Annotated in this window: 8 protein-coding genes and 3 rRNA genes; 5 read left to right on the top strand and 6 right to left on the bottom strand. The window is 63.1% G+C overall.

Annotation, left to right across the window (positions count from 1 at the left end; translation table 11 throughout):
* Window positions 1-263: 263 nt before the first annotated feature.
* The 3 genes from ASPU41_RS10670 (at window position 264) to rrf (ending at window position 5783) form a co-directional block, all read left to right on the top strand.
* Window positions 264-1787 (top strand): 16S ribosomal RNA (locus ASPU41_RS10670).
* A gap of 491 nt (window positions 1788-2278) precedes the next feature.
* Window positions 2279-5425: ribosomal RNA gene (locus ASPU41_RS10675) — 23S ribosomal RNA — on the top strand.
* 241 nt (window positions 5426-5666) lie between these two features.
* Window positions 5667-5783 (top strand): 5S ribosomal RNA (gene rrf, locus ASPU41_RS10680).
* Together the 16S, 23S and 5S rRNA genes form the textbook arrangement of a ribosomal RNA operon.
* A 164-nt stretch (window positions 5784-5947) precedes the next feature.
* Here the strand turns inward: rrf and ASPU41_RS10685 are convergent.
* From ASPU41_RS10685 to ASPU41_RS10700, 4 genes are all read right to left on the bottom strand, one after another.
* Entirely contained in the window at window positions 5948-7183 is a 1236-nt protein-coding gene (locus tag ASPU41_RS10685) for an amidohydrolase (RefSeq protein WP_069950901.1), read from the bottom strand.
* A gap of 30 nt (window positions 7184-7213) precedes the next feature.
* Window positions 7214-7942: a hypothetical protein gene (locus ASPU41_RS10690; protein ID WP_069950902.1), complete on the bottom strand. Its 729-nt coding sequence runs from the start codon at window positions 7940-7942 to the stop codon at window positions 7214-7216.
* Window positions 7943-7969: 27 nt separating this feature from the next.
* Window positions 7970-8725 (bottom strand): DUF5058 family protein, encoded by a 756-nt coding sequence (locus ASPU41_RS10695; protein ID WP_069950903.1) that lies wholly within the window; start codon window positions 8723-8725, stop codon window positions 7970-7972.
* 62 nt (window positions 8726-8787) lie between these two features.
* A complete protein-coding gene (locus tag ASPU41_RS10700; protein ID WP_069950904.1) occupies window positions 8788-10035 on the bottom strand; it encodes a M20 family metallo-hydrolase in 1248 nt (415 codons plus the stop codon).
* 213 nt (window positions 10036-10248) lie between these two features.
* Between ASPU41_RS10700 and ASPU41_RS10705 the strand changes: the two genes are divergently transcribed.
* Together ASPU41_RS10705 and ASPU41_RS10710 are read left to right on the top strand one after the other, a co-directional pair.
* Entirely contained in the window at window positions 10249-11325 is a 1077-nt protein-coding gene (locus tag ASPU41_RS10705; RefSeq protein WP_069950905.1) for a LacI family DNA-binding transcriptional regulator, read from the top strand.
* Window positions 11326-11373: 48 nt separating this feature from the next.
* Window positions 11374-12222: an SDR family NAD(P)-dependent oxidoreductase gene (locus ASPU41_RS10710; protein WP_069950906.1), complete on the top strand. Its 849-nt coding sequence runs from the start codon at window positions 11374-11376 to the stop codon at window positions 12220-12222.
* 52 nt (window positions 12223-12274) lie between these two features.
* Here ASPU41_RS10710 and ASPU41_RS10715 read toward each other — a convergent pair whose 3' ends face one another.
* Entirely contained in the window at window positions 12275-13267 is a 993-nt protein-coding gene (locus ASPU41_RS10715) for a sensor domain-containing diguanylate cyclase (RefSeq protein ID WP_069950907.1), read from the bottom strand.
* 160 nt (window positions 13268-13427) lie between these two features.
* A complete protein-coding gene (locus tag ASPU41_RS10720; protein WP_231941053.1) occupies window positions 13428-15527 on the bottom strand; it encodes a putative bifunctional diguanylate cyclase/phosphodiesterase in 2100 nt (699 codons plus the stop codon).
* Window positions 15528-15657: the final 130 nt, after the last annotated feature.

The raw sequence follows: 15657 nt of genomic DNA on the forward strand, positions 1-15657 counted from the left end.
TTGCGTTGTTCGTTGGAGTCGGGTAAGTTTGGGAAGTTGCTCCGGAGCGATCCACGGCTGAGGTTGTGGTGGTGCCGGGTGTGTCTGTTGTTTGAGAACTCAATAGTGTGCCAAGTTTGTTGATACCAATTTATTATATTGAATTGGTTGAATTGACTGGATCCGCCACCCCGTGGTGTGGTCTGGTTTTTACAGCTGGTTTCAAATTTTGTGCAGCCAATACGTCCCGTTTTCCCGGGGGTGTTGGTTGTGTCTGTTTTACTTCAACGGAGAGTTTGATCCTGGCTCAGGATGAACGCTGGCGGCGTGCTTAACACATGCAAGTCGAACGATGATGCCAGCTTGCTGGTGGATTAGTGGCGAACGGGTGAGTAACACGTGAGTAACCTGCCCTTAACTCTGGGATAAGCCTGGGAAACTGGGTCTAATACCGGATATGACTCCTCATCGCATGGTGGGGGGTGGAAAGCTTTATTGTGGTTTTGGATGGACTCGCGGCCTATCAGCTTGTTGGTGAGGTAATGGCTCACCAAGGCGACGACGGGTAGCCGGCCTGAGAGGGTGACCGGCCACACTGGGACTGAGACACGGCCCAGACTCCTACGGGAGGCAGCAGTGGGGAATATTGCACAATGGGCGAAAGCCTGATGCAGCGACGCCGCGTGAGGGATGACGGCCTTCGGGTTGTAAACCTCTTTCAGTAGGGAAGAAGCGAAAGTGACGGTACCTGCAGAAGAAGCGCCGGCTAACTACGTGCCAGCAGCCGCGGTAATACGTAGGGCGCAAGCGTTATCCGGAATTATTGGGCGTAAAGAGCTCGTAGGCGGTTTGTCGCGTCTGCCGTGAAAGTCCGGGGCTCAACTCCGGATCTGCGGTGGGTACGGGCAGACTAGAGTGATGTAGGGGAGACTGGAATTCCTGGTGTAGCGGTGAAATGCGCAGATATCAGGAGGAACACCGATGGCGAAGGCAGGTCTCTGGGCATTAACTGACGCTGAGGAGCGAAAGCATGGGGAGCGAACAGGATTAGATACCCTGGTAGTCCATGCCGTAAACGTTGGGCACTAGGTGTGGGGGACATTCCACGTTTTCCGTACCGTAGCTAACGCATTAAGTGCCCCGCCTGGGGAGTACGGCCGCAAGGCTAAAACTCAAAGGAATTGACGGGGGCCCGCACAAGCGGCGGAGCATGCGGATTAATTCGATGCAACGCGAAGAACCTTACCAAGGCTTGACATGAACCGGAAACGCCTGGAAACAGGTGCCCCGCTTGCGGTCGGTTTACAGGTGGTGCATGGTTGTCGTCAGCTCGTGTCGTGAGATGTTGGGTTAAGTCCCGCAACGAGCGCAACCCTCGTTCTATGTTGCCAGCGCGTTATGGCGGGGACTCATAGGAGACTGCCGGGGTCAACTCGGAGGAAGGTGGGGACGACGTCAAATCATCATGCCCCTTATGTCTTGGGCTTCACGCATGCTACAATGGCCGGTACAAAGGGTTGCGATACTGTGAGGTGGAGCTAATCCCAAAAAGCCGGTCTCAGTTCGGATTGGGGTCTGCAACTCGACCCCATGAAGTCGGAGTCGCTAGTAATCGCAGATCAGCAACGCTGCGGTGAATACGTTCCCGGGCCTTGTACACACCGCCCGTCAAGTCACGAAAGTTGGTAACACCCGAAGCCGGTGGCCTAACCCCTTGTGGGAGGGAGCTGTCGAAGGTGGGACTGGCGATTGGGACTAAGTCGTAACAAGGTAGCCGTACCGGAAGGTGCGGCTGGATCACCTCCTTTCTAAGGAGCACCTACGATCACCGTGCCTCATGTATGTGAGTGTGTCGGGGTTGTCAGGAGTACGCCCGTTGCGCAGACGCTAGTTCTGCGGCGGGTGCTCACGGGTGGAATATCAATGAATAGCGGCCGCCGGTTTTTTCCGGCACCCAGTACGGACTGTTCACTCTTCGGGGTGTGGTTCTGGAACGGTGCGGGGAGGGTACGGGCGGTTTAGTGTTTGGCACACTGTTGGGTCCTGAGGCAACAGGGTCGGGAGGGGTTTCTTTCCCGGGTTTGTTTGTTTCTGGTTTCCTGGCTGCACCGGGCATGCACTTTTTTGTGTGTGGGGTGTGTGGTATGGGGTTGTTGTTTGAGAACTACATAGTGGACGCGAGCATCTTTTATAAGAAGCAATTTCCAAGAATTATGAACCTGGATCTGTTGTTCCATCCTTCGGGGTGGGGTGATGGTTTTCATGGTTCTCTCGTGAAGTAGTTTTTTTGATCTTTTGTGGTCAAGTTTTTAAGAGCACACGGTGGATGCCTTGGCATTAGGAGCCGAAGAAGGACGTAGGAATCTGCGATAAGCCTGGGGGAGTCGATAACCGGACTGTGATCCCAGGGTGTCCGAATGGGGAAACCCCGCCAGGGGCGCGAGTTACCTGGTGACCCGCATCTGAACACATAGGGTGCGTGGAGGGAACGCGGGGAAGTGAAACATCTCAGTACCCGCAGGAAGAGAAAACAATAGTGATTCCGTCAGTAGTGGCGAGCGAACGCGGATCAGGCTAAACCGTTCCATGTGTGATAGCCGGCGGGCGTTGCATGGTCGGGGTTGTGGGACTTCCCATTCTGTCTCTGCCGGGACAGTGGGGTGAGTAGTACAGGCATAGGTGAACGGTCTTGAAAGGCCGGCCAGAGAGGGTGTGAGCCCCGTAACCGAAATGTTGTGTACCGCCCGGGGAGTATCCCAAGTAGCACGGGGCCCGAGAAATCCCGTGTGAATCTGTCAGGACCACCTGATAAGCCTAAATACTCCCTAATGACCGATAGCGGACCAGTACCGTGAGGGAAAGGTGAAAAGTACCCCGGGAGGGGAGTGAAACAGTACCTGAAACCGTGTGCTTACAATCCGTCGGAGCATCTGCAGCTTGCTGTATGGGTGTGACGGCGTGCCTTTTGAAGAATGAGCCTGCGAGTTAGTGTTACGTCGCGAGGTTAACCCGTGTGGGGAAGCCGTAGCGAAAGCGAGTCTGAATAGGGCGTTGCAGTGGCGTGATCTAGACCCGAAGCGAAGTGATCTACCCATGGCCAGGTTGAAGCGACGGTAAGACGTCGTGGAGGACCGAACCCACTTCAGTTGAAAATGGAGGGGATGAGCTGTGGGTAGGGGTGAAAGGCCAATCAAACTTCGTGATAGCTGGTTCTCCCCGAAATGCATTTAGGTGCAGCGTTGCGTGTTTCTTACCGGAGGTAGAGCTACTGGATGGCTAATGGGCCCTACAAGGTTACTGACGTCAGCCAAACTCCGAATGCCGGTAAGTGAGAGCGCAGCAGTGAGACTGTGGGGGATAAGCTTCATAGTCGAGAGGGAAACAGCCCAGACCACCAACTAAGGCCCCTAAGCGTGTGCTAAGTGGGAAAGGATGTGGAGTTGCGAAGACAACCAGGAGGTTGGCTTAGAAGCAGCCATCCTTAAAAGAGTGCGTAATAGCTCACTGGTCAAGTGATTCCGCGCCGACAATGTAGCGGGGCTCAAGTACACCGCCGAAGTTGTGGATTTCAGATAGTAGCCAAGCCGCCTCCTTTGTGGGGTTGGTTCAGGCGTCTGGAGTGGTAGGGGAGCGTCGTGTGGGCAGTGAAGTCGCGGTGTAAACCAGCGGTGGAGCCTACACGAGTGAGAATGCAGGCATGAGTAGCGAAAGACGGGTGAGAAACCCGTCCGCCGAATGATCAAGGGTTCCAGGGTCAAGCTAATCTGCCCTGGGTAAGTCGGGACCTAAGGCGAGGCCGACAGGCGTAGTCGATGGACAACGGGTTGATATTCCCGTACCGGCGAAAAACCGCCCATGCTGAACAGGGGATACTAACCGCCCGAGACCTGCCTGACACCCCTTGTGGGTGGAGGGTTTTGGTGGAGCGCGGGACCTGATCCTGGGAGGCAAGCGTATTAACAGGTGTGACGCAGGAAGGTAGCCGAGCCGGGCGATGGTTGTCCCGGTCTAAGGATGTAGGGCGAACGGTAGGCAAATCCGCCGTTCATGATGCCTGAGACCCGATGGGACTCCCGTAAGGGGGGATTCGGTGATCCTATGCTGCCTAGAAAAGCATCGACGCGAGGTTTTAGCCGCCCGTACCCCAAACCGACACAGGTGATCAGGTAGAGAATACTAAGGCGATCGAGAGAATTATGGTTAAGGAACTCGGCAAAATGCCCCCGTAACTTCGGGAGAAGGGGGGCCCCCATCGTGATGGACACTAGCTGTCCGGAGCGTGCAGGGGCCGCAGAGACCAGGGGGAAGCGACTGTTTACTAAAAACACAGGTCCGTGCGAAGTCGCAAGACGATGTATACGGACTGACTCCTGCCCGGTGCTGGAAGGTTAAGAGGACCGGTTAGCCGCAAGGCGAAGCTGAGAATTCAAGCCCCAGTAAACGGCGGTGGTAACTATAACCATCCTAAGGTAGCGAAATTCCTTGTCGGGTAAGTTCCGACCTGCACGAATGGAGTAACGACTTCCCCGCTGTCTCAACCATAAACTCGGCGAAATTGCAGTACGAGTAAAGATGCTCGTTACGCGCAGCAGGACGGAAAGACCCCGAGACCTTTACTATAGTTTGGTATTGGTGTTCGGAGTGGCTTGTGTAGGATAGGTGGGAGACGTTGAAGCCCGGACGCCAGTTCGGGTGGAGTCATCGTTGAAATACCACTCTGGTCACTTTGGACATCTAACTTCGGCCCGTAATCCGGGTCAGGGACAGTGCCTGATGGGTAGTTTAACTGGGGCGGTTGCCTCCTAAAAAGTAACGGAGGCGCCCAAAGGTTCCCTCAGCCTGGTTGGCAATCAGGTGTCGAGTGTAAGTGCACAAGGGAGCTTGACTGTGAGAGAGACATCTCGAGCAGGGACGAAAGTCGGGACTAGTGATCCGGCGGTACATTGTGGAATGGCCGTCGCTCAACGGATAAAAGGTACCTCGGGGATAACAGGCTGATCTTGCCCAAGAGTCCATATCGACGGCATGGTTTGGCACCTCGATGTCGGCTCGTCGCATCCTGGGGCTGGAGTAGGTCCCAAGGGTTGGGCTGTTCGCCCATTAAAGCGGTACGCGAGCTGGGTTTAGAACGTCGTGAGACAGTTCGGTCCCTATCCGCTGCGCGCGCAGGAAATTTGAGAAGGGCTGTCCTTAGTACGAGAGGACCGGGACGGACGAACCTCTGGTGTGTCAGTTGTACTGCCAAGTGCACCGCTGATTAGCTACGTTCGGATGGGATAACCGCTGAAAGCATCTAAGCGGGAAGCTCGCTTCGAGATGAGATTTCCATACACCTTGTGTGTGAGAGGCCCCCAGCCAGACCACTGGGTTGATAGGCCGGATGTGGAAGCGAGGACTAACGACTCGTGAAGCTGACCGGTACTAATAGGCCGATAACTTACACCACACACCCTCTTCGTGAACGGATTCAAAAGACGTTCACACCATGAAAAGGGTAAAAAGAAAACAAGACTGCTTGCGTCCACTATGTGGTTCCCAAACAACAAACCCGTTGCTTGAGGAACGAACAACTACACAACAACACCACAACTGCACCACCACCCCCAGGGGTACCGGTGCAGCAAGGTTGTAACCACAGATTTCCCACCCCAACGCCCACCAGGCGCACCGGGGTCGGGAGCAAGGGTTACGGCGGTCATAGCGTGGGGGAAACGCCCGGTCCCATTCCGAACCCGGAAGCTAAGACCCACAGCGCCGATGGTACTGCACCCGGGAGGGTGTGGGAGAGTAGGTCACCGCCGGAACATCATTAAACGGTCGAGAGCCCCAACCACACGGTTGGGGCTCTCCCGCATTTAACCACCAAACCATTACGGGAACCAGACGCCGAGCGCCTCCCGAGCCGACACGGTGCAACTCGGGAGGCCATCGGCCGGCCTGACCTAAATCAAGTCCGCCTGACCGTCGGTCAGGCAGGAGTCCCCAGCTTCGACAACAGAGCCGTCATGGCGGCCCGGACGCCGGTCGTCAGCGTCGGCTCGATCACCGGCGCGAAGAAGGGGGAGTGGTTTCCGGCGGGAGGGTGCTCGCCGTCGAACGCTTCCTGGGGGTGTCCGCCAAAGAACCAGTACACGCTGGGAACTCCGATCGCCTCTGCCAGCAGGCCAAAGTCCTCACTGCCCATGACCGGCGGCGTTTCCAGGACCGCGTCCTTCCCCAGAACTTCTGCCAGGGCCGTCATCAGGTCCCCGGCGGAGGCGGGATCGTTGTAGCACTGCGGGAAGCTTGAGATTTCCTCGATGGTGGGCTCCGGGGCGCCTGAAGCCGCAGCCTCGGCGCTGATGATGCGCCGGAGCGAGCCGAGAACCAGATCGCGCACGTCGTGATCGAAGGTCCGCACGTTGAGCGTGAATTCCGCGGATGCCGGGATGATGTTTTCCTTCAATCCCCCATGGAACGTGCCGATGGTGACCACGGCCGACTTCATCGGATGGACCTGGCGCGAAACGATCGTCTGGATCCGCACCACCATGTGGGCGCCCAGCACGATCGGGTCGATCGACTGCTCGGGCTGTGATCCGTGTGACTGCTTGCCGCGCACCGTGACCTTCCACGAGTCGGCCATGGCCATGGCGGTGCCCTTGCTGAGATTCACGGTGCCGGCGAGTCCGGGCCATACGTGCTGCCCGTAAATGACGGCTGGTTTGGGCGCCCTGTCCCACAGCCCGTCCTCCACCATCGCTTTGGCCCCGGCGGCGGTTTCCTCCCCTGGCTGAAAGATGAACACGGCGGTGCCGGCCCAGGCGTCACGGTTCTCGGTCATCAGCCGGGCCGCGGTCAGTCCGACGGTGATGTGCGTGTCGTGGCCGCAGCCGTGCATGACCGGGACCACGGCGCCGTCGGGCATCGTGCCTGTTGCCGTGCTCGCAAAGTCCAGCCCGGTGTCTTCCTGGATGGGGAGGCCGTCGGTGTCCGCGCGGTAGCCGACCACGGGGCCGTCCCCGTTGCGCAGGATGCCCACGACGCCGGTGCCGCCGCACAGGAACGTCTCGAGCCCCAAGCCGTCCAGCTTTTCGCGGATGTATTCGGCGGTACGCGTCTCCTGCATGGACAGCTCGGGGTGGGCGTGGAGGTGCTTGTAGATGTCGTGCATGTCGGTGGTGTGGGCGGCGGAGAGGCCGAAGATGTCAGAGGTGATGGTCATGATGTCCTTTCACAGGGCGGGAAGCGGTGCCTAATTGACGAGGGGGGTGGGGGTTGCGTGGGTCTTGCGTGAGCGGAGGAAGCAGGCGAGGACAGCGGTGATGAGGACGACGATACCGGTGGCGGGCTTGGCGAGGGCCGGAACCGCCGGGACCAGGACGAACAGCACGAGCACGGCCACCACGACGGCGATCACCGTAACCCGGGGCTGCTTCAGGGTAGCGACGAGCTGGACCAGGACGCCGCCGATGATGGCGGGGAAAATATAGAGCCGCGCCACATCAACGATGTCGGTGGGAACGATGCTGACGAGCCAGGTGCCCAGGACGCCGACGAAGAACAGCATGGACAGCACATGGACCATCGCTGCCCCGCAGATCGCCATCAGGGCGGAAAACTCGCCGCGCTTTGTGCCGGGCTTGGCGCCGATGGCCGCCTGGGCCACCAGTGCGGACGGCAGCAGCTTGTTGGCGATGTTGCCGATCATGAACGCCTGGTACATGCCTGCCGGACCCAGGACGGGGAAGTAGGTGATGGGCTCAACAAACCACAGCACAAAGAAGGCAGCGGCAACGGCGAGGTACGCCGTCCAGATCATGCCGGAGGTAATGCCGAGATCCTGGGTCAGCACGAGATACAGGGGCGCTGCGACGGAAAGCAGGAGCGCGGCCCCCATGGTCCCCTGACCCCAGCGCGAGGTGGTGCGGTCAAACTCCTGGAGGGAAGCGGAGGCGGAGCGGGCAGTATCTGTAGAGGACATGGTGGTTCCTTTCGGGTGAGGGACTGCCTAGGCGGCGGGTGCCATGCCGGAAATGTGGGCAAAATAGGCCGCCGTCAAACCGACCATGATGGAAATGCCCAGCCCCCATTCCCGGAGCCAGGTGGCCGAGGTCCTGTTGGCGAGGAGGATGCAGGTACCCATGGTTACTGCGGACACGATGACCGCGAGGACGTGGACCGGTGTCTTGCCGAGTTCAGCGATGCCGAGGCTGGCAAAGGCCCCGATCAGGGCGGCCGCGGGCACGATTGCCATCAGGGCCGGATTGACTTTCCGCAGCTTGCTGTCGCCACGGCGCAGGATTGGCGTCAGGATCAGCGTCGCCAGCATCCAGCCGGCACCGGAGAGGCTCATGGCCATAAAGGCGACCACGAAAACGGCCTGCGTATAGCTGGCGTCGCCCAGCACGGCGCCCATGGTCCCGGCAGCGAGGCTGGCCGACGCGGATTCGGTGGCTGCGGACCCCACCAGGCCGATGCGCACGAGCACGGCAGGAGTGCCGAAGAGTGTCAGCAGCGCGATGCTCACCAGCACCACCGCCAGGGACGGTCCAATAGCGGCGATGGCTCCGGCACGGAAGGAAACCTTGAGTTCGGCGTTCGAGATGTCCGCCGCCGGCCCGGCCTTCTTCGCGGCCTTCATGTAGACCAGTGACTGCACAATGATGGCGGCGAACACGCCGATGGCCAGGACCCAGAGGACGGGCAGGTTGGCGATGGCCAGGATGTCGGTTGAGGACCCCTGAGAGGTCAGTTCTGTTTGCATGATCGCTCCAGTTGGCGAGGACGGGGAAAAGGGTCGGGCTGCCTGCGGTGCGGGCAGGGGTGCTATTGGCGGTCAAGGTCCTTGATGGTCTCCAGCAGGGCGCTGACTCCGAGGGCGATGTCAGCGGTGTCGCTCCACTCCTCGGGACAGTGGCTTTTGCCGTCTTTGGAAGGAATGAAAATCATTCCCATCGGTGCGAGCGAGGCCATGTGGACCGCGTCGTGCGTTGCCCCGCTGGGGATCGGCATCCAGGGGATTCCCAACGAATCAGCGGCGGAAGCGGCCACGTCCTGAACCCCGGCGTCCGCGGTGACGACGGCATTGTCGGTGGACCAGTCAAACCCGACGTCGACGCCGAGCTCCGCGGCCTTGGCGGCAATCTCGCCGGTCAGCCGGCCCTTGACGCCGGACAGCCAGGCGGAATCAACGCTTCGGACCTCGCTGTACATGCGGACCAGCGACGGCACAACGTTTGGCGACCGGGATTCAGATTCGACCCGGGTGGAGGTGGCCACGCCATGGTTCGGCGCGCCGCACCCTTCCGCGCGAACGGCCAGAACGGCTTCGGCGGCCGCAACCATCGCGTCGCGGCGGTCATCCATGGAGGTGGTACCGGCGTGGTCGGCCGACCCGGTGAAGGTGGCGATGAACCGCTCAATGCCGGTGATCGCGGTGACCACCCCCAGGGGCAAGCCCCGCTTCTCAAGGGTGGGGCCCTGTTCGATATGGAGTTCGATGAACCGATGCAGCCGCTGTCGGGCCCACGGGACGTCGGAGAGTTTGTTGGGGTCCAGCCCGTAGTCGGCGTAGGCCTGCCCCAGGCGCACTCCGCGGTAATCGGTCCGGTCGAGGTCTTCCGGCGTCAGTTCCTGCGCTGCGGACCGGCTTCCCAGGCAGCTCAGTCCGTAGGCATTGGATTCTTCGCCGAGGAAATCGACAACCAGCAGATCCCGGCTGAGCCGCGTGCCTGATTGCCTGAGTTGGCGGGCGGCCTCGATGGCTCCCAAAACTCCGACGATGCCGTCGAAGCGGCCGCCGCCGTCGACCGTGTCGGTATGGGATCCGGTCACGAGCGCCGGGGCCGAGGAATCCCGCCCGGCGAGGCGTCCCACGATGTTTCCGGCATTGTCGATGCGGACCTCCAGGCCGGCCTGCCTCATGCGGTCAGCCGTCCAGTCCCGTGAGGCCCGATACGGCTCGCTGAAGACCTCGCGGGTCCATCCCGGCCGGGCCGGATCACGGAATTCGGCGAGCTCGGCGAGCCCGGAGTCAAGACGCTCGACCGTCTCTGTTGATGCGGGGTGATACATGGGGATCCGATCGTGTGGCGCAATCGTTTGCGCGAATTGTCATGAGCACGATTCACCTTGCTTGTGGTGTACATAACACCATCAGGTCTTGGTTTCGTCAACGTTTCGGCCGCGTGAAGATTGAAATACCGGCGCCGGGACGCAAACCTTTGCGCAACACACCGCCCATGGCGTCGCAGGAGCCGTAGACTCTTGCTAGCGGGAGGAGAACGCATGTCAGAGCAGCCCGAATCGGGGCGGACTCGCCCGGTGACACTCGCCACCGTGGCGCGCCACGCACAGGTGCACATTTCCACTGTTTCGCGCGCCCTCAGCGATGACCCGACTGGGGTCGGGCCCGAAACGGTCAAAAGGGTGCGCGAGCTGGCGTCGGCCATCGGCTACCGGCGGGATGTCCGCGCGGCCGGGCTGCGCACGGGCAGCTCGCGCCTCATCGGGGTGCTGGTGCCCCGCCTCACCGACCTTGCCCTCGCCACCATCTACGACAGCATCGATATCGCTGCCAGTGCCGCCGGCTACGGAACCGTGGTGGCCAATACCCTGGATGACCCCGGGCACCGCAGGATCCGCATTGACGCCATGCTGTCCAGAGGGATCGACGGCATGATTATCGGCGACTCCCACCTCGGTGACACCGCCGCTCAGGAACTGCAGAGCCGCGGCATCCCTTACGTGCTCGTCATGCGCAGGCTTGAGGGGCATCTCTCGGTGACGACCGATGACTACCGCGGCGGGCAACTCGCGGCCGAACACCTCCTGAAGCTGGGCCACCGGCGGGTCGGAATCGTCGCGGGAGATCAGCTCGCGAGCACCGGCAGGGAACGGACGCTGGGCTTCCGCAGGGCCTTTGAGGCCGCAGGCTACCCGGTAGGAGAGCGCTACGTCATCGGATCGGAGTTCACCACTCCCGCCGGCCTGCGCGCAGGGGAGACGCTGATGGGCCTTCCCGAACCGCCGACGGCCATCTTTGCCGTGGACGACCTGATTGCCCTGGGCGTTATGGGCGCCATCCGTGAGGCCGGCAAGCAGCTGGGATCCGAGGTCGCCCTGGTGGGATACAACGACCTGGATCTCGCGGCGACACTGCCCGTGCCGCTCACTTCGGTCAGTTCGGATCTCAGCCTGATGGGCCGGCTGAGTTTCGAGGCCCTCACCAGCAGGATCAACGGCAAGCCCACTGACTCCGTCATGCTGGAACCGGTGCTGATCCCGCGGGCATCGACGCTCGGCGGCCAGGATCGCCAGGTCCTGGAACCGCACGGCCAACCCGGGGCCGTTGTGGTTCGGTAGGCTCGGTTCCTACCAGCCCGATTACCGCTACCGCTCAAAGGGACTCTTATGACCGCACGGACCATCGTCATCACCGGCGCCAGCGACGGCATCGGCGCCTCCGCCGCCCGGACCCTGGGCAGGCAGGGGGAGCGGGTCGTCGTCGTCGGGCGTTCCGCGGAGAAGACCGCCCGGGTCGCCCGGGAGATCGGCGCGGACTACTTCGTCAGCGACTTCGCGGAGCTGGCACAGGTGCGTCAACTCGCCGCGCAGCTGCGGGAGAAGTACCCGCGGATCGACGTCCTGGCCAACAACGCCGGCGGCATCATGGGCCGGCGGGAACTCACCGTGGACGGGCACGAGAAGACCTTCCAGATCAACCACCTGGCCCCGTTCCTGCTCACCACCGAGCTGATGGACGTGCTCACCGCCAGCAACGCCACCGTCATCAACACCTCCAGCGCGGCGAACTCGTTCTACGGCAAACTGGACCTCAACGACCTCGACACGGCCGGCAAGTACTCCGCCAACCTTGCCTACGGCAACGCCAAGCTGGAGAACATCCTCTTCACCGCGGAGCTGAACAACCGCTTCCAGGCGGCCGGCATCTCCACCGCAGCGTTCCATCCCGGGGTCGTGGCCACCAACTTCGCCGCTGACACCACCAGCCCGTTCCGGTTCATCTACCGGAGTTTCCTGAACAGGTTCATGCTCAGCCCCGACCAGGGCGCGGACACGCTCGTCTGGCTCGCCACGGCTACGCCGGGACAGGACTGGATCTCCGGCGCGTACTACGCCAAGCGGGCGCTGGCCAAGGCCAACAAGCAGGCCTACGACCCGGAACTCGCGCGGGAGCTGTGGGAGCGCAGCGCGGCCCTGGTGGGCGCTGACCTCGGCGAGCTCGACCACCGGCCGTAGCCGGCCAGCCCACCGGCCGAGGTGCCGGCCGGGTGCCGACGGCGCGAACGGATTACCGGGCGGGGAACCGCAGCCGCGTGCGGGGAGCCCCGGGCGTTTCCTTCGCTGTGGCCATGGCTGCATACGCCTGCCGCAGCAGCTCCGCTCCGTCGAGCGTTCCGGCGGTCCGGGATGCGAGACCCATGCTCACGCCGGTCCGGACCAGGGAGCCGCCGGCGCGCAGCGGCTCGTGCAGCGACGCGGCGATCCGGGCCGCCGCCGCGTCGGCGTTGAGGCATTCGGTGAACAACACCACGAATTCACCGCCGCCGAGGCGGGCCACGGTGTCGTGCGGCCGGACGCCGTTGAGCAGCCGGCTCGCGACCTCCAGCAGGAGCTCGTCCGCGGCGGCCCGGCCCAGCGTGTCGCTGAGGTTGGTGAAGTCATCCACGCTCAGCAGCAGCACGTCCACCGGGTCCGGGCGGCGGAGCGCCGCGGCCAGCCGCTTGGTGAACAGCGTGCCGTTGGGCAGCGCCGTCAACGCATCCCGCAGGGCCCCGGCCCTGAGCCGGTCGTCGTGGTCGGCAAAGCCGGCGGTGGCGGTGGCGGCAGCGGGCGCTGCCGCGGCACGACGGCGGGACGCCGCCCCGCCCGCTGTTGTGCCGCCGTCGTCCGGCTGGTTCCGGCCTGACTCCTGACGGTGGCCGGCGCTGCGGACCGAGAGCGCGACGGACGGCGCAGGCGGGCCTGCCCCGGCGCCGGAGGGCAGCAGCGAGCAGGTGATTTCCACCGGGACTTCGGTGCCGTCGGCGCGCCGGCCGGAGCCGGCGAAGGGCTGGCCGGGCCGGCGCAACGGGTTGCCCAGCCCGGCGAGGAGGGCGCGGAAGTCCGCGCGGAAGGCCTCGGCCAGGAGCAGGCTGGCGTCCGCGCCCAGCAGCCGGGACCGGGAGTAGCCGAAGAGTTCCTCCGCGGCGGTGTTCAGGAAGGAAATGGTCCCGTCCGGATCGAGCAGCAGCAGCGGGTCCGGGCCGTGCTCCAGCAGCAGTTGTGCGAGTCCTGATTCCATGATGTCCGACAGCCCCCAAGCCGATAAATGTGGAGGGCAGCCGCCGCTGCGGAGAACAGGGCGGGCTGCGCTCCCTGAAGCATATGCGCAGTTGCCGGTTGCGGGGTGCCCGTCAGGCCGCCGCGCCCAAGATGCCGGTTTGCGCCGGCCTGGATGGCGCTTATCCCGGGCGGGAAACGCCGAGTGACGCAGCGGCGGCGGCGGTGTTGCTGATGCCCAGCTCCCGGCGGTGCTCCGGCTCCGGGCGGGAGAAGAAGTAGCCCTGCAGGGCATCGCAGCCGTGGGCGATCAGGTAGCGGGCCTGTTCCGGGGTTTCGATGCCCTCGGCGGTGACCTTCAGGCCCAGGCTGCGGGCCATGTGGATCATCGAGGTCAGGATCGGCAGCTTCTCCGCGCCGGTGCGCAGCATGGAGACGAAGGACTTGTCGATCTTCACGATGTCCACGGGGAGCTCCTGCAAACGGCCCAGCGAGGAGTATCCGGTGCCGAAGTCGTCCAGGGCCACCCGGATTCCGGCCCCGCGCAGGCTCTCGAGCTGGGCGATGACGCGGGACCGGGGGTCGAAGAACACACTCTCCGTCACCTCCAGCACCAGCTGGTGCGGGTCCACGCTGCCCCGGGCCGCAATATCCAGGACGCGTTCGGCGAAGTCACGGTGCAGCAGCTGCACGCCGGACACGTTCACCGCCAGCGTCCGGGACCGGTCCCCGGCAAGCCAGGGCTGCAGCTCGGCGCAGCTGCGGCGGAGCACCTCCGCCCCGATGTCACGGATCAGGCCGCTGCGTTCCGCGGTCCGGATGAACTCGTCCGGGGGCATCAGCTTCCCCTCGAACTGCCAGCGCGCCAGCGCCTCGAACTGCACCACCTCCAGCAGCCCGGTGGACACGACGGGCTGGTAATGCACGACGATCTGCCCCAGTTCCACAGCCCGCCTCAGCCCGGCCGTCAGCCGGGTCCGCGCGAGCAGTTCCGCCAGCATCTCGGGCCGGAAGTGCAGATAGCAGTTCTTGCCGGCTTCCTTCGCGGCGTACATGGCCAGGTCCGCCTGCCGCAACAGCTCCGAGGACGTCGCGGCACCGGCGCCACGCGAGGCGACCCCCAGGCTCAGGCCCGGCCGCAGCAGGGTTCCCTCGATGGAGAACGGGGCGTTCAGGGTGGCCACTATCCGCCGGGCCACGGTGTCGGAATCCTTGCAGCCCACCAGCAGGATCACAAACTCATCCCCGCCCAGGCGCGCCACGGTGCCGTGCGGTCCCACGCAGTCCTGGAGCCGGGCCGCGATCTCCACCAGCATCTCATCCCCGGCATGGTGGCCCAGGATGTCGTTGACTTCCTTAAAATCGTCCAGGTCCAGCAGCAGCACATTCACCGGATCATCGGTCAGCATCGCGGCTGCGACGCGCTCGGTGAAGAGGATCCGGTTGGCCAGTCCGGTCAGCGGGTCCCGGAACGCGAGTTCCTTGAGTTTGTCGGCCTGCGCGGCAAGCTCCTCCATGGCGCGGCGCGCCTGGTCCTGGGCGCGCTGAGTGGAGGTAATGTCGCGGAAGTTCCAGATCCGGCCCACGACCGCGTCCGCGACCTGCTGTGGCCGGGAATAGAACTCCACGGTGCGGCCGTCCCTGAATCCCAGCACGTCGTGGCTGTGCAGGACCTTGTCTGCGTAGAGGTCGCGGACTTTCTGCAAAAAGTACTCCGGATCCAGCAGTTGCCGGGAGATGAAGGTGACCATCGCCGTCGGGTCCTCCGCTGCGACCAGCTCAGGCGGCATGCCCCACAACTTCAGGTACTGGTCGTTGATCCCGGTGATGAGCCCATCGCTGGAGACGACGAGAATCGCGTCGGCGGTGGATTCCAGCGTGGCGTCCAGGAGGGCGACGGCGACGCGCCGGCCCGAATCGGTGTCCTCCCGGTGGCTGCCGTCCCTGATGGCCACCGCCATGGCGGGGCGGGAGTCGACTATGACCAGCGAGCAGGTGATCTCCAGTGACAGTTCGCTGCCATCCCGGCGCCGGCCTGCCGCCGCGAACGGCTGGCTGCCGGAGAGGCTGCCGCGGCCCAGCCGGCCGAAGGCCCGCAGGAAGCCGCCGCGCTCGTCCTCGGAGAGCAGGATGTTGTGCGCGGCGCCGAGCAACTGTTCGCGCGGGTAACCAAAGAGGCGCTCGGCTGCCGCGTTGACGAGGGCGATGGTTCCGTCCGCAGTCAGCAGCACAAAAGCGTCGGGACCCTGCTCAAGCAGGCCCTCTCCAATCCCGGTTCCCACGGCGATACCGGCCCCCAAAGCGACGGTTGGTGTGTTAAAGGCTGTTCCGGCGGCGGCGCCGCGTACAGTGTGTTCCCTGAATCATAGGGTCCGCTGGCCCCTTGTCCAGTACCCCGGCAGTGGACCGTGC

The sequence above is a fragment of the Arthrobacter sp. U41 genome, assembly GCF_001750145.1.
In the GTDB taxonomy this organism is placed as follows: Bacteria; Actinomycetota; Actinomycetes; order Actinomycetales; family Micrococcaceae; genus Arthrobacter.

Coding starts and splice junctions, on each gene's coding strand:
- ASPU41_RS10705 (WP_069950905.1), top strand. CDS start 10,249: ATGTCAGAGCAGCCCGAATCGGGGCGGACTCGCCCGGTGACACTCGCC.
- ASPU41_RS10695 (WP_069950903.1), bottom strand. CDS start 8,725: ATGCAAACAGAACTGACCTCTCAGGGGTCCTCAACCGACATCCTGGCC.
- ASPU41_RS10710 (WP_069950906.1), top strand. CDS start 11,374: ATGACCGCACGGACCATCGTCATCACCGGCGCCAGCGACGGCATCGGC.
- ASPU41_RS10715 (WP_069950907.1), bottom strand. CDS start 13,267: ATGGAATCAGGACTCGCACAACTGCTGCTGGAGCACGGCCCGGACCCG.
- ASPU41_RS10685 (WP_069950901.1), bottom strand. CDS start 7,183: ATGACCATCACCTCTGACATCTTCGGCCTCTCCGCCGCCCACACCACC.
- ASPU41_RS10700 (WP_069950904.1), bottom strand. CDS start 10,035: ATGTATCACCCCGCATCAACAGAGACGGTCGAGCGTCTTGACTCCGGG.
- ASPU41_RS10690 (WP_069950902.1), bottom strand. CDS start 7,942: ATGTCCTCTACAGATACTGCCCGCTCCGCCTCCGCTTCCCTCCAGGAG.